We start from the raw sequence: 24,779 nt of genomic DNA, 5'->3' as shown, positions 1-24,779 counted from the left end.
CACCACCGAAACGCTCCGCGCCCACCTTCGTCAGCGCCGCCGTCAGCGTCGTCTTCCCGTGGTCCACGTGACCAATCGTGCCCACGTTCACGTGGGGCTTGGTGCGCTCGAACTTACCCTTTGCCATTGTCTTTATCCTCTGGAAATTAGTTCTTCTTGATCACGGCTTCGGCGATGTTCGCCGGCGCTTCCGCGTAGTGATCGAATTCCATGGTGAAGGTCGCGCGACCCTGCGACATCGAACGCAACGTGGTCGCGTAACCGAACATCTCGCCCAGCGGGATCATCGCGTTGATGATCTTGCCGGACGGGCTGTCGTCCTGGCCCTGCAGGATGCCGCGGCGGCGGCTGACGTCGCCCATCACGTCGCCGAGGTAATCCTCGGGCGTGACGATCTCGACCTTCATCATCGGCTCGAGCAGCACCGGGCTGGCCTTGTTGAAGCCTTCCTTGAAGCCCATCGAGCCGGCGATCTTGAACGCCATTTCCGACGAGTCGACCTCGTGGTACGAACCGTCGACCAGCTTCACCTTGACGTCGACGATCGGATAGCCGGCCATGATGCCGTTCGCGACCGCTTCCTGGATGCCCTTGTCGACCGCCGGGATGTATTCCTTCGGCACCACGCCGCCGACGATCGCGTTCTCGAACTCGTAGCCCTTGCCCTGCTCGTTCGGCGAGATCTCCAGCCACACGTGGCCGAACTGGCCCTTGCCGCCGGACTGGCGCACGAACTTGCCTTCGGCCTTGACCGCCTTGCGGATGGTTTCGCGGTAGGCGACCTGCGGCTTGCCGACGTTGGCTTCGACGTTGAACTCGCGCTTCATGCGGTCGACGAGGATGTCGAGGTGCAGTTCGCCCATGCCGGCGATGATGGTCTGGCCGGATTCCTCGTCGGTGCGCACGCGGAACGACGGGTCTTCCTGCGCGAGGCGACCCAGCGCGATGCCCATCTTCTCCTGGTCGGACTTGGTCTTCGGTTCGACCGCCATCGAGATGACGGGCTCCGGGAACACCATGCGTTCGAGCGTGATCACGTGGTCGAGCGAGCACAGCGTGTCGCCGGTGGTGACATCCTTCAGGCCCACCGCCGCGGCGATGTCGCCCGCGTTGACCTGCTTGATCTCCTCGCGGTTGTTCGCGTGCATCTGCAGGATGCGGCCGATGCGCTCCTTCCTCGACTTCACCGGGCTGTAGACCTGGTCGCCGGAGTTGAGCGTGCCCGAATAGACGCGGAAGAACGTGAGCGAACCCACGAACGGGTCGGTCATGATCTTGAACGCGAGCGCGGAGAACGGCGCCTTGTCGTCGGCGGCGCGCGTGGCTTCCTTCTCGTCCTCGTCGATGCCCTGCACCGGCGGCACGTCGACCGGCGACGGCAACAGCTGCACGACGGCGTCGAGCATCGCCTGCACGCCCTTGTTCTTGAACGCGGTGCCGCAGTAGACCGGGATGACCTCGGTCTTCAGCGTGCGCGCGCGCAGGCCGTCGAGGATGTCGGCTTCGGACAGGTCGCCCTCGTTGAGGTACTTGTCCATCAGCTCTTCGCTGGCCTCGGCCGCAGCTTCGACCATGAAGCTGCGCGCCTCGTTGCACTTGTCGACGAGGTTGGCCGGGATGTCGATGTAGTCGAACTTGGTGCCCTGCGAGGCGACGTCCCACTGGATCGCCTTCATTTTGACCAGGTCGACCACGCCCTCGAAACCGTCCTCGGCACCGATCGGCACCTGCATCGGCACCGGGTACGCACCCAGGCGGGTCTTCAACTGGTCGACGACCTTGTCGAAGTTGGCGCCGGTGCGGTCCATCTTGTTGACGAACGCGAGGCGAGGCACGTGGTACTTGTTGGCCTGGCGCCACACCGTCTCCGACTGCGGCTGCACGCCGCCCACGGCGCACAGCACGAACACCGCGCCGTCGAGCACGCGCAGCGAGCGTTCGACCTCGATGGTGAAGTCGACGTGCCCGGGGGTATCGATGATGTTGAAGCGATGCTCCGGCAGCGAGCCGTCCATGCCCTTCCAGAACGCCGTGGTGGCGGCGGAAGTGATGGTGATGCCGCGCTCCTGCTCCTGCTCCATCCAGTCCATCGTCGCGGCGCCTTCGTGCACCTCGCCGATCTTGTGGTTGACGCCGGTGTAGAAAAGGATGCGCTCGGTCGTCGTGGTCTTGCCGGCATCGATGTGGGCCATGATGCCGAAGTTGCGGTAGCGCTCGATGGGAGTGGTGCGGGCCACGTTGAGTCTCTCGTTGTTCCGTCGAAACGGGTGTTGGGAATCTTTCTCGGATTCCGGAAGGCCGAGGCCGCCTTGCGGCGGCCGTCGGTGGTACGCGCGGCGACCGCGTGCGGCCTGCGCATGTCAGGCGTCTCCGCCCGGCGGGCTTATCGGGCCCGCGCCGACAGTCTTGTTACCAGCGGTAGTGCGCGAAGGCCTTGTTGGCTTCGGCCATGCGATGGGTTTCCTCGCGCTTCTTGATCGCGCCGCCGCGGTTCTCGGAGGCATCGAGCAGTTCGCCGGCGAGCTTGCGCGGCATCGAGTTCTCGCCGCGCTTGCGCGCCGATTCGATCAGCCAGCGCATCGCCAGCGCGGTGCGGCGGGAAGCGCGCACCTCGACCGGCACCTGGTAGGTCGCGCCACCGACGCGGCGGGACTTGACCTCGACCGCCGGGGACACGTTGCCAAGCGCCTTCTCGACCAGCTCGAGCGCATTGGGGTTCTTTTCGCCGATCACGTCCATGGCGCCGTACACGATCTTCTCGGCGACCGACTTCTTGCCGCTCTGCATGACCATGTTGATGAAGCGCGCGATGGTTTCGCTTCCATGCTTCGGATCGGGCAGCACCGAACGCTGCGGGGTATTGCCTTTACGCGACATGTTCTATTCCTCAGCCCTTCGGGCGCTTGGCGCCGTACTTGGAACGGCTCTGGCGGCGCTTGGCGACGCCGGCGGCGTCGAGCGAACCGCGCACGGTGTGGTAGCGCACGCCCGGCAGGTCCTTGACGCGGCCGCCGCGGATCAGCACCACGCTGTGTTCCTGCAGGTTGTGGCCTTCGCCGCCGATGTACGAGATGACCTCGTAGCCATTGGTCAGGCGCACCTTGGCGACCTTGCGAAGCGCCGAGTTCGGCTTCTTCGGGGTCGTGGTGTACACGCGCGTGCACACGCCGCGGCGCTGCGGGCAGTTGGCGAGCGCGGGCGACGTGCTCTTGTAGGTTTCCGGGCTGCGCGGCTTGCGCACCAGCTGGTTGATCGTGGCCATGGATGCCTTGGGTCGGTTGGGGCCAAGCCCCGCTGAAAACGAAGCAGGCCCGAAAGAGGCCTGCTTAGACGAAAAAGTATAGCCCGCGCCGGACCTTTCGGTCAAACGAGGCCATACCGAAAAACCGGTCCGGCTGCACTGCAACCAGCCCCGGTCGATCTGCGATCCCGCCATCCTGGGCCCAACACGAGGCGCTCCCTGCGCCTCATTTGGTGATCTGGATGGCCGAAGCCATCGAAACAGCGGCGCGGAGTATACGCGACGCTGGGTACCGCGCCAGCTCCCGCCCGGCCGAAGCCGGGCAGGACGCCGGACTTACACCGCTTCGCCGGACTCGACGTCCTCGGCCAACTCGCCGGCCAGGGTCGCCATCTCGGCCTCGGTCAGGCCCGAGGCGTTCTTGCGGCGCTGGTTGTGGTACGCGAGGCCGGTGCCCGCCGGGATCAGGCGCCCGACGATCACGTTCTCCTTGAGGCCACGCAGGCTGTCGCGGGTGCCGCGGACGGCGGCCTCGGTCAGCACGCGGGTGGTCTCCTGGAACGAGGCCGCGGAGATGAACGATTCGGTCGCCAGCGAGGCCTTGGTGATGCCCAGCAGCACCGGATCGAACTTCGCCATGATCTCGTTCTTCGCCTCCAGCTTCGCGTTTTCTTCGATCACGCGCTGGCGTTCGGCCTGTTCGCCGTGCAGGAACTTGCTGTCGCCGCCGTCGGTGATCTCGACCTTGCGCAGCATCTGGCGAACGATCACTTCGATGTGTTTGTCGTTGATCTTCACGCCCTGCAGGCGGTAGACGTCCTGGATTTCCTTGGTCAGGTACACGGCCAGCGGCTCGACGCCGAGCAGGCGCAGGATGTCCTGCGGCGTCGGCTCGCCGTCCACGATCGTCTCGCCCTTCTCCACGTGTTCGCCTTCGAACACGATGATCTGGCGGTACTTCGGGATCAGCTCTTCGTGCTCGTCGCCGTCCGTCGGCTTGATGATCAGGCGCTGCTTGCCCTTGGTGTCCTTGCCGAACGAAACGACGCCGGAAATCTCGGCGAGGATCGCCGGATCCTTGGGCTTGCGCGCCTCGAACAGGTCGGCCACGCGCGGCAGGCCGCCGGTGATGTCGCGGGTCTTCGACGCTTCCTGCGGGATCTTCGCGACCACGTCGCCGACGCCGACGGCGGCGCCGTCCTGCAGGTTGACGATCGAGCGCGGCGGCAGCAGGTACTGCGCCGGCAGGTCGGTGCCCGGGATCTGCAGATCCTTGCCGGCCTTGTCGACGATGCGCACCAGCGGACGCAGGTCCTTGGCCTGGGTGCCGCGGCGCTTGGGATCGGTGATCTCGCGCGAAGCGAGGCCGGTCAGTTCGTCGGTCTTCTCGATCACGGTCACGCCGTCGACGAAGTCGACGAAGCGCATGAAACCCGCCACTTCCGACACGATCGGGTGGTTGTGCGGATCCCAGTTCGCGATCTGCTGGCCGGCCTTGACCTCGGCTCCGTCCTTGACCGTGATCATCGCGCCGTACGGCAGCTTGTAGCGCTCGCGCTCGCGGCCGTGCGCGTCGAGCACGGACAGTTCGCCCGAACGCGACACCGCGACTTCGCCGCCGCTGGCGTGCGAGACGTGCTTGAGGTTGTTGAACTTGACCGAACCGGTGGTCTTGATCGTCACGTTGTCGATCGCCGCCGCGCGCGAAGCCGCGCCGCCGATGTGGAACGTGCGCATCGTCAGCTGCGTACCGGGCTCGCCGATCGACTGCGCCGCGACCACGCCCACCGCCTCGCCGTGGTTGACGAGGTGGCCGCGGCCGAGATCGCGGCCGTAGCAGTGCGCGCACACGCCGAAGGCGCTTTCGCAGGTGATGGTCGAACGCACCTTGATCGACTGCACGCCGGCGTCTTCCAGCTTCTGCACCCAGGCTTCGTCGAGCAGGGTGTTGCGGACGACGATCGGATCCTCGTCCTCACCGGGCAGGAACACGTCCTCGGCCACGACGCGGCCGAGCACGCGGTCGCGCAGCGGTTCGACCACGTCGCCGCCTTCCACGATCGGGGTCATGGTCAGGCCGGCGTGCGTGCCGCAATCGGTTTCGGTGATGACCACGTCCTGCGCCACGTCGACCAGGCGACGGGTCAGGTAACCCGAGTTCGCCGTCTTCAACGCGGTGTCCGCGAGGCCCTTGCGCGCGCCGTGGGTCGAGATGAAGTACTGCAGAACGTTCAGGCCTTCGCGGAAGTTCGCGGTGATCGGCGTCTCGATGATCGAGCCATCCGGCTTGGCCATCAGGCCGCGCATGCCCGCGAGCTGGCGGATCTGCGCCTGCGAACCGCGCGCACCCGAGTCGGCCATGATGTAGATCGAGTTCATCGACTTCTGCGCGACCTTCTCGCCCTTGGCGTTGGTCACGGTATCGGTGCCGATCGCGTCCATCATCGCCTTGGCGACGCGTTCGTTGGTGCGCGACCAGATGTCGACGACCTTGTTGTAGCGCTCGCCGGCGGTGACCAGGCCCGACTGGTACTGCTGCTGGATTTCCAGCACCTCGGCCTCGGCCTCGTCGAGGATCGCCTTCTTCTCCGGCGGGATGGTCATGTCGTCGATGCCGATCGACACGCCCGCGCGGGTCGCGTTGGCGAAGCCGGTGTACATCAGCTTGTCCGCGAACACGACCGTGTCCTTCAAGCCGAGCATGCGATAGCAGGTGTTGATCAGGCGACTGATCGCCTTCTTGGTCAGCTCGGTGTTGACCAGCGCGAACGGCAGGCCCTCCGGCAGGATCTCGGCCAGCAGCGAGCGGCCCACGGTGGTCTCGACCACCGAGGTCTTGCGCGTGCGCGAACCGTCCTCGCCGATGACGGTCTCGGCGATGCGGACCTTGACCTTGGCGTGCAGCGTGGCGGCCTTGTTGTCGAACGCGCGGCGTGCCTCGGCGACGTTGGCGAAGGCCATGCCCTCGCCCTTCGCGCCTTCCAGCGCACGGGTCATGTAGTACAGGCCCAGCACCACGTCCTGCGACGGCACGATGATCGGCTCGCCGTTGGCCGGCGACAGGATGTTGTTGGTCGACATCATCAGCGCGCGCGCTTCCAGCTGCGCTTCCAGCGACAGCGGCACGTGCACGGCCATCTGGTCGCCGTCGAAGTCGGCGTTGAACGCGGTGCAGACCAGCGGGTGCAGCTGGATCGCCTTGCCTTCGATCAGCACCGGCTCGAACGCCTGGATGCCGAGGCGATGCAGGGTCGGCGCGCGGTTCAGCAGCACCGGATGCTCGCGGATGACTTCCTCGAGGATGTCCCAGACTTCCGCTTCTTCGCGTTCGACCAGCTTCTTCGCCGCCTTGATGGTGGTGGCGAGGCCGCGGCGCTGCAGCTTGGCGAAGATGAAGGGCTTGAACAGTTCCAGCGCCATCTTCTTCGGCAGGCCGCACTGGTGCAGCTTGAGGTACGGGCCGACCACGATCACCGAACGGCCGGAGTAGTCGACGCGCTTGCCGAGCAGGTTCTGGCGGAAACGACCCTGCTTGCCCTTGATCATGTCGGCCAGCGACTTGAGCGGGCGCTTGTTGGTGCCGGTGATGGCGCGGCCGCGGCGGCCGTTGTCCATCAGCGCATCCACCGATTCCTGCAGCATGCGCTTCTCGTTGCGCACGATGATGTCGGGCGCGTTGAGTTCCAGCAGGCGGCGCAGGCGGTTGTTGCGGTTGATGACGCGGCGGTACAGGTCATTGAGGTCGGAGGTCGCGAAGCGACCGCCGTCCAGCGGCACCAGCGGACGCAGGTCCGGCGGCAGCACCGGCAGCACGGTCATCACCATCCACTCGGGACGGTTGCCGGATTCGATGAAGGCCTCGACCAGCTTGATCCGCTTGGTCAGGCGCTTGAGCTTGGTCTCGCTGTTGGTGGAGGCGATTTCCTCCTTCAACTTCACCATCTCGGCCTGCAGGTCGATCGCGCGCAGCAGTTCGAACACCGCCTCGGCGCCCATCGCGGCGTCGAAGTCGTCGCCGTGCTCCTGGCGCGCCTGCATGTATTGCTCTTCGGTCAGCAGGTTGCCCTGCTCGAGCGGGGTCAGGCCCGGCTCGGTCACGACGTAGGCTTCGAAATACAGGATGCGCTCGATGTCGCGCAGGGTCATGTCCAGCATCAGGCCGATGCGCGAGGGCAGCGACTTCAGGAACCAGATGTGCGCGACCGGCGAGGCCAGGTCGATGTGGCCCATGCGCTCGCGGCGCACCTTGGCCAGCGTCACTTCGGTGCCGCACTTCTCGCAGACCACGCCGCGGTGCTTCATGCGCTTGTACTTGCCGCACAGGCACTCGTAGTCCTTGATCGGGCCGAAGATGGCGGCGCAGAACAGGCCGTCGCGCTCCGGCTTGAAGGTGCGGTAGTTGATGGTCTCGGGCTTCTTCACCTCGCCGTAGGACCACGAACGGATCAGGTCCGGCGAGGCCAGCGCGATCTTGATCGCGTCGAAATCGAGCGTCTGGCGCTGCTGGTTGAAGAGGTTCAGCAAATCTTTCATGTCGTTTCTCCGGGTCGAGGGCAATGGGTCTTGCGTGTCGGCGCGGCGTCACCGCCGCGCCTTCGCGAAACTCAGTGCTCCTCGAGTTCCATGTTGATCGCCAGGCTGCGGATTTCCTTCACCAACACGTTGAAGGATTCCGGCATGCCCGCGACCATCTCGTGCTCGCCGTCGACGATGTTCTTGTACATGGCGTTGCGGCCCTGCACGTCGTCGGACTTCACCGTCAGCATTTCCTGCAGGGTGTAGGCCGCGCCGTATGCTTCAAGCGCCCAGACTTCCATCTCGCCGAAGCGCTGGCCGCCGAACTGCGCCTTGCCGCCCAGCGGCTGCTGGGTGACGAGCGAGTACGGGCCGGTCGAGCGCGCGTGCATCTTGTCGTCGACCAGGTGGTTCAGCTTCAGCATGTGCATGTAGCCGACCGTGACCATGCGTTCGAACGCATCGCCGGTGCGGCCGTCGAACAGCTGCGACTGGCCGTGGGTAGGCAGGTCCGCGAGCGTCAGCATCGCCTTGATCTCGGACTCGGTGGCGCCGTCGAACACCGGCGTCGCCATCGGCACGCCGTCGGTCAGGTTGCCCGCGAGCGTCAGCAATTCCTCGTCGCTGAACTGCTTGAGGTCGACGCGCTGTTCCGCGGTGGCGCGATCGTGGTTGTAGATCTCGTCGAGGAACTTGCGCAGGTCGGCGACCTTGGCCTGCTCTTGCAGCATGCGGTCGATCTTGCGGCCCAGGCCCTTCGCGGCCCAGCCCAGGTGCACCTCGAGGATCTGGCCGATGTTCATTCGGCTCGGCACGCCCAGCGGGTTCAGCACGATGTCGACGGTGCGGCCATCGGCCATGTACGGCATGTCCTCGACCGGGACGATCGTGGACACCACGCCCTTGTTGCCGTGGCGGCCGGCCATCTTGTCGCCCGGCTGGATGCGGCGCTTCACCGCGAGGAACACCTTGACCATCTTCAGCACGCCCGGGGCGAGGTCGTCGCCCTGGGTGATCTTGCCGCGCTTGTCGGCGAAGCGCTTGTCGAACTCGGCCTTGTGCGCGTCGATCTGCTTCTGCGCGCGCTCGACCGCCTCGGCCGCGTCCTCGTCCTTCATCCGCAGCTGGAACCAGTCAGACTTCTTCAGCCCGTCGAGCACCAGCGAGGTGACGGTGTCGCCCTTCTTCAGACCGGGGCCGCCGTTCGCGGTCTTGCCCAGCAGCTGGCCGCGCAGGCGGTCGTAGATCGCCGCCTCGAGGATGCGGAACTGGTCGTCGAAGTCCTTCTTGACCCGGCGGATTTCCTCCTCCTGGATCTTGATCGCGCGCTTGTCCTTCTCGATGCCGTCGCGGGTGAACACCTGCACGTCGATGACGACGCCGTCCATGCCCGGCGGCACGCGCAGCGAGCTGTCCTTCACGTCGGACGCCTTCTCGCCGAAGATCGCGCGCAGCAGCTTCTCTTCCGGGGTCAGCTGGCTCTCGCCCTTGGGCGTGACCTTGCCGACCAGGATGTCGCCTGCACGCACTTCGGCGCCGATGAACACCACGCCCGACTCGTCGAGGCGGTTCAACGCGCTCTCGGAGACGTTGGGGATGTCGGCGGAGATTTCTTCCGGCCCCAGCTTGGTGTCGCGCGCCTGGACGGTGAGTTCCTCGATGTGGATCGTGGTGTAGCGATCCTCCTCGACCACGCGCTCGCTGAGCAGGATCGAGTCCTCGAAGTTGTAGCCGTTCCACGGCATGAACGCGACCAGCATGTTCTGGCCGAGCGCGAGTTCGCCGATGTCGGTGGACGGGCCGTCGGCGAGCACGTCGCCGCGCGCGACCACGTCGCCCACGTTCACCAGCGGGGTCTGGTTGATGCAGGTGTTCTGGTTGGAACGCGTGTACTTGATCAGCGAATAGATGTCGACGCCGGCATCGTGCTCGCCGGAGATCTCGTTCTCGTTGACCTTGACCACGATGCGCGCGGCGTCGATCTGCTCGACCGTGCCGCCGCGGCGCGCGTTCACCGTCACGCCCGAGTCGCGCGCCACGGCGCGCTCGATGCCGGTGCCGACCAGCGGCTTCTGCGACTTCAGCGTCGGCACCGCTTGGCGCTGCATGTTCGCGCCCATCAGCGCGCGGTTGGCGTCGTCGTGCTCGAGGAACGGCACCAGCGCCGCCGCGACCGACACGGTCTGCATCGGCGAGACGTCCATGAAGTGGATTTCGCTCGGCGGGCGCAGCATCGATTCGCCCTGGTAGCGGCAGGCGACGAACGGCGCGGTGATGTTGCCCTTGCCGTCGCGCGGCGCATTGGCCTGGGCGATGACGTATTCGTTCTCCTCGATCGCCGAGAGGAATTCGACGTCGTTGGTGATGCGGCCGTCCACGACCTTGCGGTACGGCGTCTCGAGGAAGCCGTACTTGTTGGTGCGGGCGAACACGGCCAGCGAGTTGATCAGGCCGATGTTCGGGCCTTCAGGCGTCTCGATGGTGCAGACGCGACCGTAGTGGGTCGGGTGCACGTCGCGCACTTCGAACCCGGCGCGCTCGCGGGTCAGGCCGCCCGGGCCGAGGGCCGACACGCGGCGCTTGTGCGTCACTTCCGACAGCGGGTTGTTCTGGTCCATGAACTGCGACAGCTGCGAGGAGCCGAAGAACTCCTTCACCGCGGCCGCGACCGGCTTGGCGTTGATCAGGTCCTGCGGGGTCAGGCCATCGGCCTCGGCCATGGTCAGGCGCTCGCGCACCGCGCGCTCGACGCGCACCAGGCCGACGCGGAACACGTTCTCGGCCATTTCGCCGACCGAACGCACGCGGCGGTTGCCGAGGTGGTCGATGTCGTCGACCACGCCGCGGCCGTTGCGGATCTCGGTCAGCACGCGGATCGCATCGAGGATGTCGGAACCGTTGCCGCACATCTCGCGCAGGCGCGCGGACTCGTCGTCCTTGCGGTCGGCGAAGTACTTGGCGTCGTACAGCACCGGCGCGCCGGTGACTTCCTTGCGGCCGATGCGGCGGTTGAACTTCATCCGGCCCACGGCCGAGAGGTCGTAGCGCTCGAAGGTGAAGAACAGGTTGTGGAACAGGTTCTGCGCCGCGTCCTTGGTCGGCGGTTCGCCCGGGCGCATCATCCGGTAGATCTCGACCAGCGCTTCGAGCTGGGTCTTGGTCGCGTCGATGCGCAGGGTGTTGGACAGGTAGGCGCCGCGGTCGAGGTCGTTGACCCACAGCGTGCCGACCGAAGCCACGCCGGCCTTGCGGAACTTGGCCAGGTGCTCGTCGCTGATCTCGTCGTTCGCGCTCGCCAGCAATTCGCCGGTGTTCGCGTCGACGACGTCGTGCGAGAGGATGCGGCCGACGAGGTAGCTGTCGGGCACGGCCAGCGCGGCGATGCCCGAGGCCTCGAGCTGCTTCACGTGGCGCGCGGTGATGCGCTTGCCGGCCTCGACGATGACCTTGTCGCCGTCGGCGAGGTCGAACTCGAGGGTTTCGCCGCGCAGGCGCTCGGGCACCAATTCGAGCTGCACGCCTTCCTTCGGGTCGATGTGGAAGGTGTTGACCTCGAAGAATTCGTTGAGCATCTCCTCGTTGTTGTAGCCCAGCGCGCGCAGCAGCACGCTGACCGGCAGCTTGCGGCGGCGGTCGATGCGGGTGAACAGCGCGTCCTTCGGGTCGAACTCGAAGTCCAGCCAGGAGCCGCGGTAGGGGATGATGCGGGCGCTGTACAGCAGCTTGCCCGACGAATGCGTCTTGCCGCGGTCGTGGTCGAAGAACACGCCCGGCGAACGGTGCAGCTGCGAGACGATGACGCGCTCGGTGCCGTTGACGATGAAGGTGCCGTTGTCGGTCATGAGCGGGATCTCGCCCATGTAGACCTCCTGCTCCTTCACGTACTTCACCGCCTTGTTCGACGACTCGCGGTCGTAGATCACCAGGCGCACGGTCACGCGCAGCGGCGCACCGTAGCTGAGGCCTCGGTTGCGGCACTCGCGTTCGTCGAACACCGGTTCGCCGAGCTTGTAGCCGACGTATTCGAGCACGGCGTAGCCGTTGTAGCTGGAGATCGGGAACACCGACTTCAGCGCGGCGTGCAGGCCCTTGTCCTCGCGCCTGGAGGGTTCGGTGTTCTCCTGCAGGAACTCGCGGTAGGAATCGACCTGGATGGCCAGCAGGAACGGCACCTCGAGGATGGAGCGGCTTTTGCCGAAATCCTTGCGGATGCGCTTCTTTTCGGTGAAGGAGTATTGCTGCGTCATGAGAGTGGGCGCCTCGTGATGTTGCGTGTGGAGCGCGGCATGGCTTCTGGCCAACCGGCGGGCGCGACTCGGGTCGCGCCCAGGGACGGTCCGGGCATGCATTTGCCTGGGACCAGACATCGGGGAGTCGCTGGTATTGCCGGCACCAGCACGCCCTCTCTTGCTACTTCCCGACGTCGAATGTAGTTGTGGGGTGTCGCGTAACGCTTGACTTCAACAACGGCCAAAGGCCGGGGACTTTCGTCCCCAGCCTTGGCAGGTCGCCGCTACCGCCGGCGACGGGACAACGCTTACTTGACCTCGACGGTCGCGCCAGCGGCTTCCAGTTCCTTCTTGAACTTGTCGGCGTCTTCCTTGGACACGCCTTCCTTGACGGTGCCACCGGCTTCGGTGAGGTCCTTGGCTTCCTTCAGGCCCAGGCCGGTGATGGCGCGGACGGCCTTGATGACCTCGACCTTCTTGTCGCCGGCCGACTTCAGCACGATGGTGAACTCGGTCTGCTCTTCGACCGCAGCAGCCGGGCCAGCGGCCGGACCGGCCATCATGACCGGGGCGGCGGCGGTGACGCCGAACTTGTCTTCGATGGCCTTGACCAGGTCCATCACTTCCATCAGCGACTTGGCGGCGATGGCGTCGACGATCTGTTCGTTGGAAAGGGACATTGCGATTTACCTCTGGAAATTTTGTTTCGAAATGGGTTTCGGGTAAGGATCAAGCGGTCGCTTCGGCGGCCTCGGCAGGCGCGGCGTCGCCGCCACCCTGCTTGTCGGCCACGGCCTTGACCACGCGGGCGAACATCGACGCCGGCTCGGCCAGCACGCGTGCCAGCATCGCCAGAGCCTGCTCGCGGGTCGGCAGCGAGGCCAGCACGTCGACGTGCGCGGCCGGCAGCAACTTGCCTTCCACGGACACGACCTTGGCCACGAGCTTGTCGTTGCCCTTGGCGAACTCCTTGATCAGGCGCCCGGCGGCGCCGGGTTCCTCGGTCGAGAACGCGTAGAGCAGCGGGCCGACGAGCGCGTCCTGGACGCATTCGTATTCGGTGCCCGCCACTGCGCGCGACGCCAGCGTGTTCTTGACAACCCGCAAGTACACGCCGGTTTCGCGGGCCTTCTTGCGCATCGCGGTCATCTGTTCGACCGTGGTGCCCGCGTACTCGGCTGCGACCAGGGAGTGCGCGGAGGCGGCGACTTTCGCCACTTCGGCCACTACATCCTGTTTCTGGGTGAGATTCAGAGCCATTAGCACTCCTCCAAATGAACTCCGCTCGCGGCTCCTGCCGCTCGCGGTCCTGGGCGACGCCGTCCGTTGGCATCGGGGACGCTCGCGCGTCCCGGTGGTGGCCCTTCCAGAAAAATTCCAGAGGGGGCTGCACCATCTACGCAGGCCATCGCCCCGAAGGGTTCCGATTAGGCGATCCCGCTAGCGATGACGACGACTCCCTGCCGTGCCGAGCTTCCGTGCCCGTCGTCTTCGCGCGCTGACCGCACCTGCGGTCTTTGACGGCTTTCGCTCCGGCGAACCTTCGCGATGCCCTCAAAATTTTGTTGCGATGACACATCGCTGCGTCATCACCAGCACAAGGATGTGCTGGCCGATGCGGCGGCGTGCCGCCGCATCGTCGACACGTGGCGCGGCTATGCCGCGACCGTGTCAGCGCGAGCCGCGGCAGGATGCCCGGTCTCGCGCTTCAAACTCATTTCAGCGCGAGGCTGGACTGGTCGACGATGACGCCGGGACCCATGGTCGAGCTGATCGCGATCTTCTGCAGGTAGGTGCCCTTGGCGCTGGACGGCTTGGCCTTGATCAGGTCGTGCAGCAGCGCTTCGAGGTTGTCCTTCAGCTTGCCGGCTTCGAAATCAGCCTTGCCGATGGTGCAGTGGATGATGCCGGCCTTGTCGGTGCGGTAGCGCACCTGGCCGCCCTTGGCGTTCTTCACCGCCTCGGCCGGGTTCGGCGACACGGTGCCGACCTTGGGGTTCGGCATCAGGCCGCGCGGGCCCAGCACCTGGCCGAGCTTGCCGACCACGCGCATCGCGTCCGGCGTGGCGATGACCACGTCGTAGTTGAGGTCGCCGGCGGTCATCTTCTCGGCGAGGTCGTCCATGCCGACGATATCGGCGCCGGCGGCCAGGGCTTCATCGGCCTTGGCGCCCGCGGGGGCGAACACCGCCACGCGCACGCTCTTGCCGGTGCCGGCCGGGAGCACGGTGGAACCGCGCACCTGCTGGTCGGACTTCTTGGCATCGACGCCGAGGCGCACGGCCACGTCCACCGATTCCACGAACTTCGCCTTGGTGGCGGTCTGGACGATCTTGATCGCCTCGTCGAACGGATAGGCCTTGCCCGGCTGGACTGCGGCGAGGATCGCTTTCTGTCGCTTGTTCATCGCCATGTCCTCAGCCCTCCACCGTCAGGCCCATCGAACGGGCGGAGCCCGCGATGGTGCGCACCGCCGCGTCCAGGTCGGCCGCGGTCAGGTCGGGTTCCTTCGCCTTGGCGATGTCCTCGAGCTGCTTGCGGGTGACCTTGCCCACCTTCTCGGTGTTCGGGCGCTTGGAACCGGACTGGATGCCCACGGCCTTCTTCAGCAGGATGGTCGCGGGCGGCGTCTTGGTGATGAAGGTGAAGGTGCGGTCCGAGTACGCGGTGATCACGGTCGGAATCGGCAGGCCCGGTTCCAGCTTCTGCGTGGCGGCGTTGAACGCCTTGCAGAATTCCATGATGTTCAGGCCGCGCTGGCCCAGGGCAGGACCGACCGGCGGCGAGGGATTCGCCTGCCCGGCTTTCACCTGCAGCTTGATGTAACCGATGACTTTCTTTGCCATTGCATTGACTCCTGGAGTTCAAGCGTCTGCACGCCTCGCGGCTGCGGGACTCCTCCGTTGGTGAAAGGTCAGGCCTTCTCGACCTGGCCGAATTCGAGTTCCACGGGCGTCGAGCGCCCGAAGATCAGCACCGCCACGCGCAGGCGGCTCTTTTCGTAATTGACTTCCTCGACCACGCCGTTGAAGTCGTTGAACGGACCATCGGTGACGCGCACCATCTGGCCCGGTTCGAACAGCACCTTGGGCTTGGGCTTCTCCACGCCTTCCTGCACGCGGTCGAGGATGGCGGCTGCCTCCTCATCGCGGATCGGCAGCGGACGGTCTGCGGTACCGCCGATGAAGCCCATCACCTTCGGCGTTTCCTTGACCAGGTGCCAGCTCTCGTTGTCCATGCGCGGGATGCCGGACTCGTCGTGGGTGGCGATCTGCACCAGCACGTAGCCGGGGAAGAACTTGCGCTCGGAACGGCGCTTCTGGCCGGAACGCATCTCCACCACTTCCTCGGTCGGCACCATGACTTCGCCGAAGCGGTCCTGCATGCCGGTGCGCGCGATGCGGTCGCGCAGCGCCTGCGCCACCGACTTCTCGAAACCGGAATAGGCATGCACCACGTACCAGCGCTTGTTGTCCACCGAAGTTTCCACGTCCGTCACCAACTCGCTCCTCAACGTCCCAGCAACAACTTGACCAGCCACTGGATGACCACATCGAACCCCGCGAGGATCAGGCTCACCCCGATCACCACCGCGATCACGATCACGGTCGTGCGCCTCGCATCCGACCACTTCGGCCACACGACCTTGCGCAGCTCGAAGCGCGCCTCGCCCAGGAACTCGCGGACCTCGCGGCCCTTGGCCGTGGCCAGGAACACCAGGCCACCGAACACCAGGCCCGCGGCAACCGCGAGGCCACGCACCGCCACCGCCCACTGGTTCGCGAACCAGTAGAAGGCGAACACGCCCGCGGCCACCAACAGGATCGCCAGCGCGTACTTGGCGATGTCGGCGGCGGAAACCGCGGTCTTGGAATGTGCGACCTTGCTGTTCATCGATTCCTGCTTGTGGGGTGGCACGCCAGGAGGGACTCGAACCCCCAACCTGCGGTTTTGGAGACCGCTGCTCTGCCAATTGAGCTACTGGCGTATGTCGGTTCCGCCGTACCGGATTTCGCGGCTTCCTCTAAACGACGATGGCGAACGGAAGAAATCCGCTCGCCTCGTCCCTGCGCGGCCGGCGAACCGGCCGCCCATGCGGTGGCCTTACTTCAGGATCTTGGCGACGACGCCGGCACCGACGGTGCGGCCACCCTCGCGGATCGCGAAGCGCAGGCCCTCGTCCATCGCGACGGGGTTGATCAGGCTCACCACCATCTTGATGTTGTCGCCCGGCATGACCATCTCCACGCCCTCCGGCAACGTCACCGCACCGGTGATGTCGGTCGTGCGGAAGTAGAACTGCGGACGGTAGCCCTTGAAGAACGGGGTATGGCGGCCGCCTTCGTCCTTGGACAGGACATAGACCTCGGCCTCGAAGTCCGTGTGCGGGGTGATGCTGCCCGGCTTGCACAGCACCTGGCCGCGCTCCACGTCGTCGCGCTTGGTGCCGCGCAGCAGGAGCCCTGCGTTGTCGCCCGCCTGGCCCTGGTCCAGCAGCTTGCGGAACATTTCCACGCCCGTGACCGTGGTCTTCTGGGTCGGGCGGATGCCGACGATTTCGATTTCGTCGCCCACCTTGATGATCCCGCGCTCGATGCGCCCGGTCACCACCGTGCCGCGGCCCGAGATCGAGAACACGTCTTCCACCGGCATCAGGAACGGCTTGTCGATGTCGCGCTCCGGCTCCGGGATCCAGCTGTCGAGCGCATCGACCAGCTTCAGGATCGCCGGCACGCCGATCTCCGACTGGTCGCCTTCCAGCGCCAGGCGCGCCGAACCCGAGATGATCGGGGTGTCGTCGCCCGGGAACTCGTACTTCGACAGCAGCTCACGCACTTCCATCTCGACCAGCTCGAGCAGCTCGGCGTCGTCGACCATGTCGGCCTTGTTCAGGAACACCACGATGTACGGCACGCCCACCTGGCGGCTGAGCAGGATGTGCTCGCGCGTCTGCGGCATCGGGCCGTCGGCCGCCGAGCACACCAGGATCGCGCCGTCCATCTGCGCCGCGCCGGTGATCATGTTCTTCACGTAGTCGGCGTGGCCCGGGCAGTCCACGTGCGCGTAGTGGCGCGTCGGGGACTCGTATTCCACGTGCGCGGTCGAGATCGTGATCCCGCGCGCCTTCTCTTCCGGCGCCGCGTCGATCGCGTCGTAGGCCTTGAACTCACCACCGAAACGCTCCGCGCCCACCTTCGTCAGCGCCGCCGTCAGCGTCGTCTTCCCGTGGTCCACGTGACCAATCGTGCCCACGTTCACGTGGGGCTTGGTGCGCTCGAACTTACCCTTTGCCATGGCTGCGTCTCTTGGATGTACGTGAAATTTCGAATGTGGTGCTCACGAATGGAATCGAACCATCGACCTCCTCCTTACCAAGGAGGTGCTCTACCGACTGAGCTACGTGAGCGATGTAAGTGGTGCTGCAGGTGCGGGAAATCAATGGAGCGGGAGACGGGAATCGAACCCGCGCTAGTAGCTTGGAAGGCTACAGTTCTACCATTGAACTACTCCCGCGCCGGTTGAAGCTTCCGGAGTGGTGGAGGGAGGTGGATTCGAACCACCGAAGGCGTAAGCCAGCAGATTTACAGTCTGCCCCCGTTGGCCGCTTGGGTATCCCTCCGGTCGATCGAAGTCCGGTGAAACAGCCCGCAATTTTCATGTGCGGAGCCGTTCATGTCAACGGCATTCGTATGCGACAGAGCAATCCGACGCCGGAGCGTCGGATTCGGGCCGGCAAGCTCAGGGCGCGGGCGTCGCGCCAGGCGGAGTCAGTTGATCGCTTGAATATAGGGCGATGTGCGGCACGCCATCGCTGCCGATCCAGCCGCGGGCCATGCCCTCGGTGTTGAACGGCAGGGCCGCGGTGCCATCGGCGGCAAGGATGATGGCACCGCCGTCCCCGCCTAGGGCGGGGATCTGCTTGATGATCACGGCTTCGCCGGCCTGGGCCGGGGTTTCGTGCAAATAGGCCATCCGGGCACAAATCTCATGGGCGGCTGCGACGCGAATATAGAATTCGCCCCAGCCGGTGTTGGACACCGCGCACTGGCCGTTGGCATAGGTGCCGGCGCCGATGATGGGCGAATCCCCGACCCGGCCGTAGCGCTTGTCGGTCATGCCGCCGGTGGACGTGCCCGCGGCCAAGTGCCCCTGGGCATCCAGGGCAACCGCGCCGACGGTGCCGAAGTGCTTGGTCGCGGCCTCCGGGTCGCGCATCGCCTGCCCGCTGGCGGCGTCTTCCTTCAGCGCCTCCTGCAGCTCCTTCCAGCGCCGGTCGGTGCGGAAGTAGCTGGAATCGACCAAGCCTATCCCCTGCTCCTTGGCAAAAATCTCGGCCCCGTCGCCGACCATCATCACGTGCGGGGAATGCTCCATCACCGCACGCGCCAGCAGGATCGGATTCTTCACGTGGTGGACGTTCGCCACCGCGCCGGCGCGCAGGGTCGCGCCGTCCATGAGCGAGGCATCGAGCTCGTTCTTGCCGTCGTGGGTGAAGACCGCGCCCTTGCCGGCGTTGAAGTGCGGATCGTCCTCGAGCACGGTGATCGCCGCGGTCACCGCATCCATCGCCGGTTTTCCGGCAGCAAGCGCTTCATGCCCCTTCTTCAGCGCCAGCGTGAGTGCGGCGCGGATCGCGGCCTCGTCTTGCGGCGTGACGCTCTTCCGCTCCAGCCCGGCGCCGCCGTGGATGACCAGCACGGGTTCGGCCGCCAGCGCGGCCGGCGCGACGAGCCCGAGGGAAATGGCGATACATAGCGCACGCAAACCGGTCATGGGCTCGTTCCTCGAAAGATGGTGTTCGAAACGGATTCTATCGATCACCGGTTGCCGGTCCGGCATCGCGGACCTGCAGCTTGCCGTCGTGCGCATCGGCGGTGCGCCGGAACGCGGGCGCCGTCACCTGCAGCGTGCGTAGGTCGATGCGGCTGTCGACGCCGACGCCGGTGACATCCACGCCGGAAATTTCCAGTGGCTTGCCGGCTTCCAGCCTTGAGGCCGGTGCGCTCGGCACCACCAGCCAGGCCGCGTCGCCGGGAATCGGCGTGAACAGCCGGCCGATACCATCGCCGTCGACGCACAGCGCCGCGCCTTCGTCGACGCCCAATCCGACGATGTCGTTCACGCCGCGCGCACGCAAATCCGCGACGAAAGCGACCAGTCGCCCCAGCCGCTCGCGCTTGGAGAAATGCGTGTCGGTGATGACGTGTTCGAGGAAGGGCATGTGCAGGAAATCGTCGACCAGGGTCATGCCGGGGTTCAGCGGATCGCGCAGCGCGTCTTCCGACACCATGCTGCCGCCATCCATCGCGCCATATCCCCATGCGCCGAGGATCGCGAGGCCGGCGCTGGTGCCGCCGATCGGCTTGCCCGCGCGCACGTGCGCATCGAGCGCTTCGGCAACCGGCGTGCCTTTCCAGAACCGCACGTAGTTGGCCTGGTCGCCGCCGGCGATGAAGACGCCATCAGCCTTGCGGATCGCATCGAGCACCACCGGATCGCTCGCGGCACTGCGATCGCTGAAGACGAAGGTGCGCGCCGAGGCGATGCCACCGACGTCGCGATACCACTCTTCCTGCGCCTCGACGTCGCCGGACGCGCGCAGGATCACGAGATGGCCATGCCCCATGCGCTCGTTCATCCAGCGCACCGCGTCGTAGGGCCAGTCCCCGCCACCGACCAGCATCAGGCCCGGCTGCACCTGCCCGGGCGTCGGCGCGGATGCGTTGCCGATGTCGTATTCCACGTAGCCATTGCCGGTCGCGGTCGCGCGCGGCGGCGTGGCGGCGCAAGCGACCAGCGCCGTGGCGGACAGCAGCCATGCCGCGAGCGCGCGGACGAAAACGTGGGTTGCCGGCATCTCGGGTTCCTTCGCGTTGTGTTGGCGGTTCGCGCCCGGGATGAATCACGCAGGCACCTGCAACCGGGACGGACGAAACCCCGCCTTCCCCCACGCAGGCCATCGTGGATGGCGTAATGTCCGCGTATGGACGAACACGTCGACGCCTGGTTCGCACGCGAAATCCTCGTTCACGAGGACGCATTGTTGCGCTACCTGCGCCGTTGCTGGGCGCACGCCGACGACATCCACGACCTGCGCCAGGAAGCCTACGTGCGGGTCTACGAGGCCGCGCGCCGCGAACGCCCGCACCAGCCGAAGTCGTTCCTGTTCACGACCGCGCGACACCTGATGGCGGACCGGCTGCGCCGCGGACGCATCGTCTCGATCGAGGCCGTGGGTGATTTCGAATCCCTGAACGTCCCGGTGGACGAAGCGGGCCCTGAGCGGCGGCACGACGCACGGCAATCGCTGCGCCGGCTGGCCGAAGCCTTCGACCGCCTGCCCGACCGCTGCCGCGAAGTGGTGTGGCTGCGCAAGGTGGATGAGCTGCCGCAGAAGGAGGTCGCGCGACGCCTGGGCGTCGCCGAAAAGACGGTGGAGAAGCAGGTTGCGAAGGGCGCAAGGCTGATCGCCGACTACATGTTCGGCGAAGCGGGCGTGCCGCGGGGAAAGCAGCGCGCGCAACGACAGCGCGGACAGGACGATGGACAGGAACATGGATGAGAGCATCCGGATCGAGCGCGAGGCCGCCGGATGGCTGGCACGGCGCGACCGCGCCGACTGGTCCACGCGCGACGAACTGGCGTTCGCCGCCTGGCGCGATGCCGAGACCGCGCATCGCGTCGCCTACCTGCGGCTGGACACCGCCTGGCGCGGCGCCAATCGACTGAAGGCGGTGGGCGCCGGCGTCGTCGCCGGCGACATGCCCGCGCGCGGCGACTGGAACTGGACGCGGCCGATCGCGCACCATGCATCGAGCGCACCTTCCGCGCTCAATCCCGCGGCGCTGGATTTCGCCCGTCGCCCCGCCGCGACGCGCCGTCGCGGCTGGCTGTTCGCGCTCGCGGGATGCGCAATGGCATGCGCCATCGTCGCGTTCGCGTGGAAACAGGGCGGCCATGTCGAACAGCAGACCTACCGCACCGCGCTCGGCACCCTCGAGGAAGTCCCGCTCGCCGACGGATCGCACGCCACGCTAAGCGGCGACAGCGTGGTCAGCGTCGCGCTGTCGCGCCAGGAACGCGATATCGACCTGCAGCACGGCGAGGCGTTCTTCGCCGTGGCCAAGGATGCAAGCCGGCCCTTCGTGGTGCATGTCGATGGCCGCGAAGTGGTCGCCGTCGGCACCCGTTTCGCGGTGCGCCGCGACAGCGACGGCTTGCGCGTGGTCGTGACCGAAGGCCTGGTGCGGCTGGAATCGCCTGACCCGCGTGCACCGGACGGGCAATCCACCACCTTCCTGCCGGCTGGCAGCGTGGCCGAAATCGACGCCGACAGCACTTCGCTGCGCTTCGGCACGCCGGACGAAGCCGAACGCGCCCTGAGCTGGCGCAGCGGCGTCCTCGCCTTCCGCGACACGCCGCTCGCCACCGCCGCGGCCGAGTTCAACCGCTACGGCGCGAAGCGCATCGTGATGGGGGATGCGGATGTCGCGGCGCTGCGCGTGGGCGGCAATTTCAACTGGGCGAACGCGGACGGTTTCGTGCGCCTGCTCGAGGCCGGATTCCCGGTCCGGGCCGAGCGCCAGGGCGACCGCATCGTCCTGCACTACCACGAGTAAGGCGACGGGGCGGGATCGATCCGGCTCGCTCGTCTCGGTTCCATTGAGCGGCGCACCGCGCCGCCAATCCTTGGGAAGGGGGTTCCCTTGAATCGTCCGACACGCACCGCGCTGTTCATCGCACTGGGTTGCATCAGCACGTCCTTCGCCTGGGCACAGGAGGCCGAGGCCGCCCCGCGCCGCATCGACATCCCGGCCGGCGACCTGGTCAGCGGCCTCGACGCGCTCGCCGCGCAATCGGGGACCCAACTCCTGTACCGGGCCGACCAACTCAAGGGCGCGCGCACGCGCGGCGTGCACGGCACCGTGTCGCCGGACGACGCGTTGAAACAATTGCTCTCGGGCAGCGGATACGGCGTCCATCGCGACTCCTCCTCCGGCGCCGTGGTCATCGTCAAGGCCGACCAGCAGGAACCGCCTGCTCCGGCGGCCACCAAACCCGCGGCCGCTCCGGCACCCGCCCCTGCCCAGGCAGAACCGCCCCCGGAACCTGCGAAACTCGAATCGATCGAAGTCACCGGCTCGCGCATTCCGCGCGCCGAGGTCGAGGGACCGGCGCCGGTCACCGTGATCACCGCACAACAGATTTCATCCGCGGGCTTCACCAGCGTCCCCGACGTGCTGCGTTCGCTGACCCAGAACGGCGGCGAAACTCAGAGCCCGCAATCTTCCTTGGGCGCAGCCACGACGCCCGGCGCGCAACAAGTCGATCTGCGCGGTCTGGGCTCCAACAAGACGCTGGTTCTGATCAACGGTCGCCGCATCGCGGATTTCCCCTTGCCGCTGGGCGGCCGCAGCAACTTCACCGACATCGGCAACATCCCGCTGGGGATGGTGGATCGCATCGAAGTACTCACCGGCAGCGCATCGGCGGTCTATGGCTCGGATGCGATGGCCGGCGTGATCAACTTCATCCTGAAGAAGTCGGCCGACGGCACGACACTCGACTATCGCTACGGCGATACCGCGCGCGGCGGCGGCGAATCCAACAAGTTCACCCTCACCACCGGCTTCGAACGCGGCAACTTCAGCGGCATCGTCGGACTCGAATTGCTGGACAAGAAGCCGTTGTGGGCCTACGACCGCAAGATCCAGGACTCTTCGTTCGACAGCCCCGACCCTGACGAGGAAGCCCCCTGGATCTTCCAGCGCTTCGACTGGTTTGGCGGCACCTCGTTCCCCGAAGACGAAGACAAGTGCGACCCCAGCCTCAACGGGGGCTCGACGTTCCCGGAATCCGGCGACTACGGTTTCTATTGCGGCAGCGACAAATCCATCGGTTACGGCACGATCGAAAGCGGCCGCAAGAGCGTCAACGCCTACGGTTCCTTCAATTTCGACATCAACGACAAGCTCTCCTGGTTCGCCGACGTGCAGCTCGGTTATGCCAAGGTGGAACTGATGTATCAACCGCTGACCTGGCAGTACCAGGGCCAGACTGAGGACGGCGACCGCGGCGTCTTCTACAACGCCAACAGCGAGACCTGGGAGTACTGGTACCGGCAGTTCACGCCCGAGGAGTCCGGCGGCTTCCACGACGTGATGACCCACGATACGCAGAAGACCCTCAGCATCGCCACCGGCTTCAAGGGCACCATCGGCGAGGACTGGGACTACGAGGCCCTGTTCAACCATTCGCAGTACCACGCGACCGTGAGCTATCCGCGCATCGTCGCCAGCAAGGCGAACGAGCTGCTGCTCGGGCCGCAGCAAGGCGTGGACGACTATGGTTACGCGATCTTTTCCCCGGATTCCGACCAGTTCTACAAGCCGTTGACGCAAGCCCAGTACGACAGCATCACCGCTGATTCGGTGTTCAAGCCGACCGCACGCAGCGACACGCTTTCCTTCACCATCGACAATACCTCGTTGTTCCATCTTCCGGCCGGCGACGTCGGATTCGCCGGCAATGTCGAATACGGCACCCAAGCCTACGACATCCATCCGGACCCGCTGGCGCTCACCGACTACTACTACGGCGCGCGCTATGGCGACGGCCACGGCGACCGCAGCCATTGGGGCATCGCCAGCGAATTCCGCGTGCCGGTCTTCCAACCGCTGACCCTGAGCATGGCCGGCCGCTACGACCAGTACAGCTATGGCGACAAATCACCGGGCAAGTTCACCTACAGCCTGGGCCTGGAATGGCGACCGATCGATGCCCTCCTGCTCCGTGGATCCTACGGCACGGGCTTCCGCGCCCCGGATCTCCACTATCTGTTTGCGCAAACGGATTATTTCCGTTCACGACAGCGCGATTACTACACTTGCCGCCAAGAGGACGACTACACATCCGATGCCGACTGCAGTCGCAAGCGCGTGCGGAACCAGCGCACGGGCGACCCGAACCTCGACTACGAAACCAGCAAGTCATTCACCGCGGGCTTCGTGTGGTCCCCTCCACTTTCTTCTTCGGCGAATTTCGACCTTTCGGTTGACTATTTCAACATCAAGGTCTCGAACCAAATCGAGGAAATGGATCCCGACAAGATCATGCTTGCCGAAGCAAATTGTCGGGACGGGTTCATCGATCCGAATTCACCGATATGCCTTGATGCGGTGCCGCGCGCGCTTCGCGACGAGAATGGCGATCTCCTCGGCGTGTATTACCAACCCATCAACATCGCGGAACAGCGCGTGGCGGGCTACGATTTGGCCGCGAACTTCCGCTGGGATAGTGCGATCGGCGCCTGGCGTTTCGGCCTCACCCACACGCTCTTCACCCGCCACGACAGCCGCGAGTCCGAAGACGATCCATTGAATGACCATTTCGCGGTCAACAGCGGCTACGACGTCCCCAAGACCAAGACCACCGCATCGATCGGGTGGGAGAGGAATGCATGGTCGGCAACCCTGCATGCCCAGCGCATCGGTCGCCTGCCGTCGTCGGACTCCTACGACCAAGTCTGGGATCCGGACACCTCCGCTGGTGGCGCATGGATCGGCGCGACCATGCTGTACAACGGCTCCCTGCAATACCGGATCAACGATCGCATGCAGCTGTCGCTGGCGGTGGACAACCTGTTCGACAAGATGCCACCGAAGGACAAGACCTATACCTCGTACCCGTACTACGACATTTCGTGGTTCGATTCGGTCGGGCGCAGCTACTTCCTCGAATTCACCTGGAAGCTCGGCGGCAGCCCGCTCTGACCCCCCTTGCCCCATCGTGCC

General features: G+C 65.8%; 18 protein-coding genes and 4 tRNA genes. 3 read left to right on the top strand and 19 right to left on the bottom strand.

The annotated features are described in order from the left end of the window. The 19 genes from FNZ56_RS12805 to FNZ56_RS12715 form a co-directional block, all read right to left on the bottom strand. On the bottom strand, positions 1 to 127 hold a 127-nt coding region (locus FNZ56_RS12805; RefSeq protein ID WP_229730253.1), incomplete at its 3' end, for a GTP-binding protein. A 19-nt stretch (positions 128 to 146) separates the two neighbouring features. Further along, positions 147 to 2,237, bottom strand: a complete 2,091-nt coding sequence (fusA, locus tag FNZ56_RS12800; RefSeq protein ID WP_143880204.1) for an elongation factor G — start codon at positions 2,235 to 2,237, stop codon at positions 147 to 149. A gap of 172 nt (positions 2,238 to 2,409) precedes the next feature. Continuing rightward, positions 2,410 to 2,877 (bottom strand): 30S ribosomal protein S7, encoded by a 468-nt coding sequence (rpsG, locus tag FNZ56_RS12795; RefSeq protein ID WP_143880203.1) that lies wholly within the window; start codon positions 2,875 to 2,877, stop codon positions 2,410 to 2,412. A gap of 10 nt (positions 2,878 to 2,887) precedes the next feature. Beyond that, complete coding sequence (gene rpsL, locus FNZ56_RS12790; protein WP_143880202.1) at positions 2,888 to 3,262, bottom strand: 30S ribosomal protein S12; 375 nt, start codon at positions 3,260 to 3,262, stop codon at positions 2,888 to 2,890. Positions 3,263 to 3,577: 315 nt separating this feature from the next. Beyond that, on the bottom strand, positions 3,578 to 7,774 hold the full coding sequence (gene rpoC, locus FNZ56_RS12785) for a DNA-directed RNA polymerase subunit beta' (RefSeq protein ID WP_143880201.1): 4,197 nt from the start codon (positions 7,772 to 7,774) through the stop codon (positions 3,578 to 3,580). Positions 7,775 to 7,845: 71 nt separating this feature from the next. After that, on the bottom strand, positions 7,846 to 12,003 hold the full coding sequence (gene rpoB, locus FNZ56_RS12780; RefSeq protein WP_143880200.1) for a DNA-directed RNA polymerase subunit beta: 4,158 nt from the start codon (positions 12,001 to 12,003) through the stop codon (positions 7,846 to 7,848). A gap of 290 nt (positions 12,004 to 12,293) precedes the next feature. Next, positions 12,294 to 12,665: a 50S ribosomal protein L7/L12 gene (rplL, locus tag FNZ56_RS12775; protein ID WP_143880199.1), complete on the bottom strand. Its 372-nt coding sequence runs from the start codon at positions 12,663 to 12,665 to the stop codon at positions 12,294 to 12,296. Positions 12,666 to 12,714: 49 nt separating this feature from the next. Beyond that, positions 12,715 to 13,245 (bottom strand): 50S ribosomal protein L10, encoded by a 531-nt coding sequence (gene rplJ, locus FNZ56_RS12770; protein WP_143880198.1) that lies wholly within the window; start codon positions 13,243 to 13,245, stop codon positions 12,715 to 12,717. A 454-nt stretch (positions 13,246 to 13,699) separates the two neighbouring features. Next, the gene (gene rplA, locus FNZ56_RS12765; RefSeq protein ID WP_143880197.1) at positions 13,700 to 14,398 is read right to left on the bottom strand and encodes a 50S ribosomal protein L1; all 699 of its coding nucleotides are present in this window, start codon (positions 14,396 to 14,398) and stop codon (positions 13,700 to 13,702) included. A 4-nt stretch (positions 14,399 to 14,402) separates the two neighbouring features. Next, entirely contained in the window at positions 14,403 to 14,831 is a 429-nt protein-coding gene (rplK, locus tag FNZ56_RS12760; RefSeq protein WP_143880196.1) for a 50S ribosomal protein L11, read from the bottom strand. Between the two features lie 68 nt (positions 14,832 to 14,899). After that, complete coding sequence (gene nusG / locus FNZ56_RS12755; RefSeq protein WP_185970752.1) at positions 14,900 to 15,484, bottom strand: transcription termination/antitermination protein NusG; 585 nt, start codon at positions 15,482 to 15,484, stop codon at positions 14,900 to 14,902. An 11-nt stretch (positions 15,485 to 15,495) separates the two neighbouring features. After that, the gene (secE, locus tag FNZ56_RS12750) at positions 15,496 to 15,879 is read right to left on the bottom strand and encodes a preprotein translocase subunit SecE (protein WP_143880194.1); all 384 of its coding nucleotides are present in this window, start codon (positions 15,877 to 15,879) and stop codon (positions 15,496 to 15,498) included. 18 nt (positions 15,880 to 15,897) lie between these two features. Next, positions 15,898 to 15,973 (bottom strand) — tRNA-Trp (locus tag FNZ56_RS12745). A 116-nt stretch (positions 15,974 to 16,089) separates the two neighbouring features. Continuing rightward, positions 16,090 to 17,280 (bottom strand): elongation factor Tu, encoded by a 1,191-nt coding sequence (gene tuf, locus FNZ56_RS12740; RefSeq protein WP_143880193.1) that lies wholly within the window; start codon positions 17,278 to 17,280, stop codon positions 16,090 to 16,092. A gap of 36 nt (positions 17,281 to 17,316) precedes the next feature. Beyond that, positions 17,317 to 17,392 (bottom strand) — tRNA-Thr (locus tag FNZ56_RS12735). 33 nt (positions 17,393 to 17,425) lie between these two features. Further along, positions 17,426 to 17,499 (bottom strand) — tRNA-Gly (locus FNZ56_RS12730). A 20-nt stretch (positions 17,500 to 17,519) separates the two neighbouring features. After that, positions 17,520 to 17,605 (bottom strand) — tRNA-Tyr (locus FNZ56_RS12725). Between the two features lie 119 nt (positions 17,606 to 17,724). Beyond that, the gene (locus FNZ56_RS12720; protein WP_143880376.1) at positions 17,725 to 18,759 is read right to left on the bottom strand and encodes an isoaspartyl peptidase/L-asparaginase family protein; all 1,035 of its coding nucleotides are present in this window, start codon (positions 18,757 to 18,759) and stop codon (positions 17,725 to 17,727) included. A 37-nt stretch (positions 18,760 to 18,796) separates the two neighbouring features. Next, on the bottom strand, positions 18,797 to 19,843 hold the full coding sequence (locus tag FNZ56_RS12715) for a cyanophycinase (protein WP_143880192.1): 1,047 nt from the start codon (positions 19,841 to 19,843) through the stop codon (positions 18,797 to 18,799). A 126-nt stretch (positions 19,844 to 19,969) separates the two neighbouring features. Here FNZ56_RS12715 and FNZ56_RS12710 point away from each other — a divergent pair, with 126 nt between their 5' ends. From FNZ56_RS12710 to FNZ56_RS12700, 3 genes are all read left to right on the top strand, one after another. Then, positions 19,970 to 20,548 (top strand): RNA polymerase sigma factor, encoded by a 579-nt coding sequence (locus FNZ56_RS12710; protein ID WP_143880191.1) that lies wholly within the window; start codon positions 19,970 to 19,972, stop codon positions 20,546 to 20,548. Continuing rightward, on the top strand, positions 20,541 to 21,605 hold the full coding sequence (locus FNZ56_RS12705) for a FecR family protein (RefSeq protein ID WP_143880190.1): 1,065 nt from the start codon (positions 20,541 to 20,543) through the stop codon (positions 21,603 to 21,605). The genes FNZ56_RS12710 and FNZ56_RS12705 overlap by 8 nt, the downstream gene beginning before the upstream one ends. An 87-nt stretch (positions 21,606 to 21,692) precedes the next feature. Continuing rightward, positions 21,693 to 24,758, top strand: coding sequence for a TonB-dependent receptor (locus FNZ56_RS12700; RefSeq protein ID WP_143880189.1), 3,066 nt, complete (start codon positions 21,693 to 21,695; stop codon positions 24,756 to 24,758). The last annotated feature ends 21 nt before the right edge of the window (positions 24,759 to 24,779 follow it).

The organism is Lysobacter lycopersici (assembly GCF_007556775.1).
In the GTDB taxonomy this organism is placed as follows: Bacteria; Pseudomonadota; Gammaproteobacteria; order Xanthomonadales; family Xanthomonadaceae; genus Pseudoluteimonas; species Pseudoluteimonas lycopersici.
Note: the sequence above shows the minus strand (reverse complement) of the source record. Positions and strands in the feature narration are given on the sequence as shown.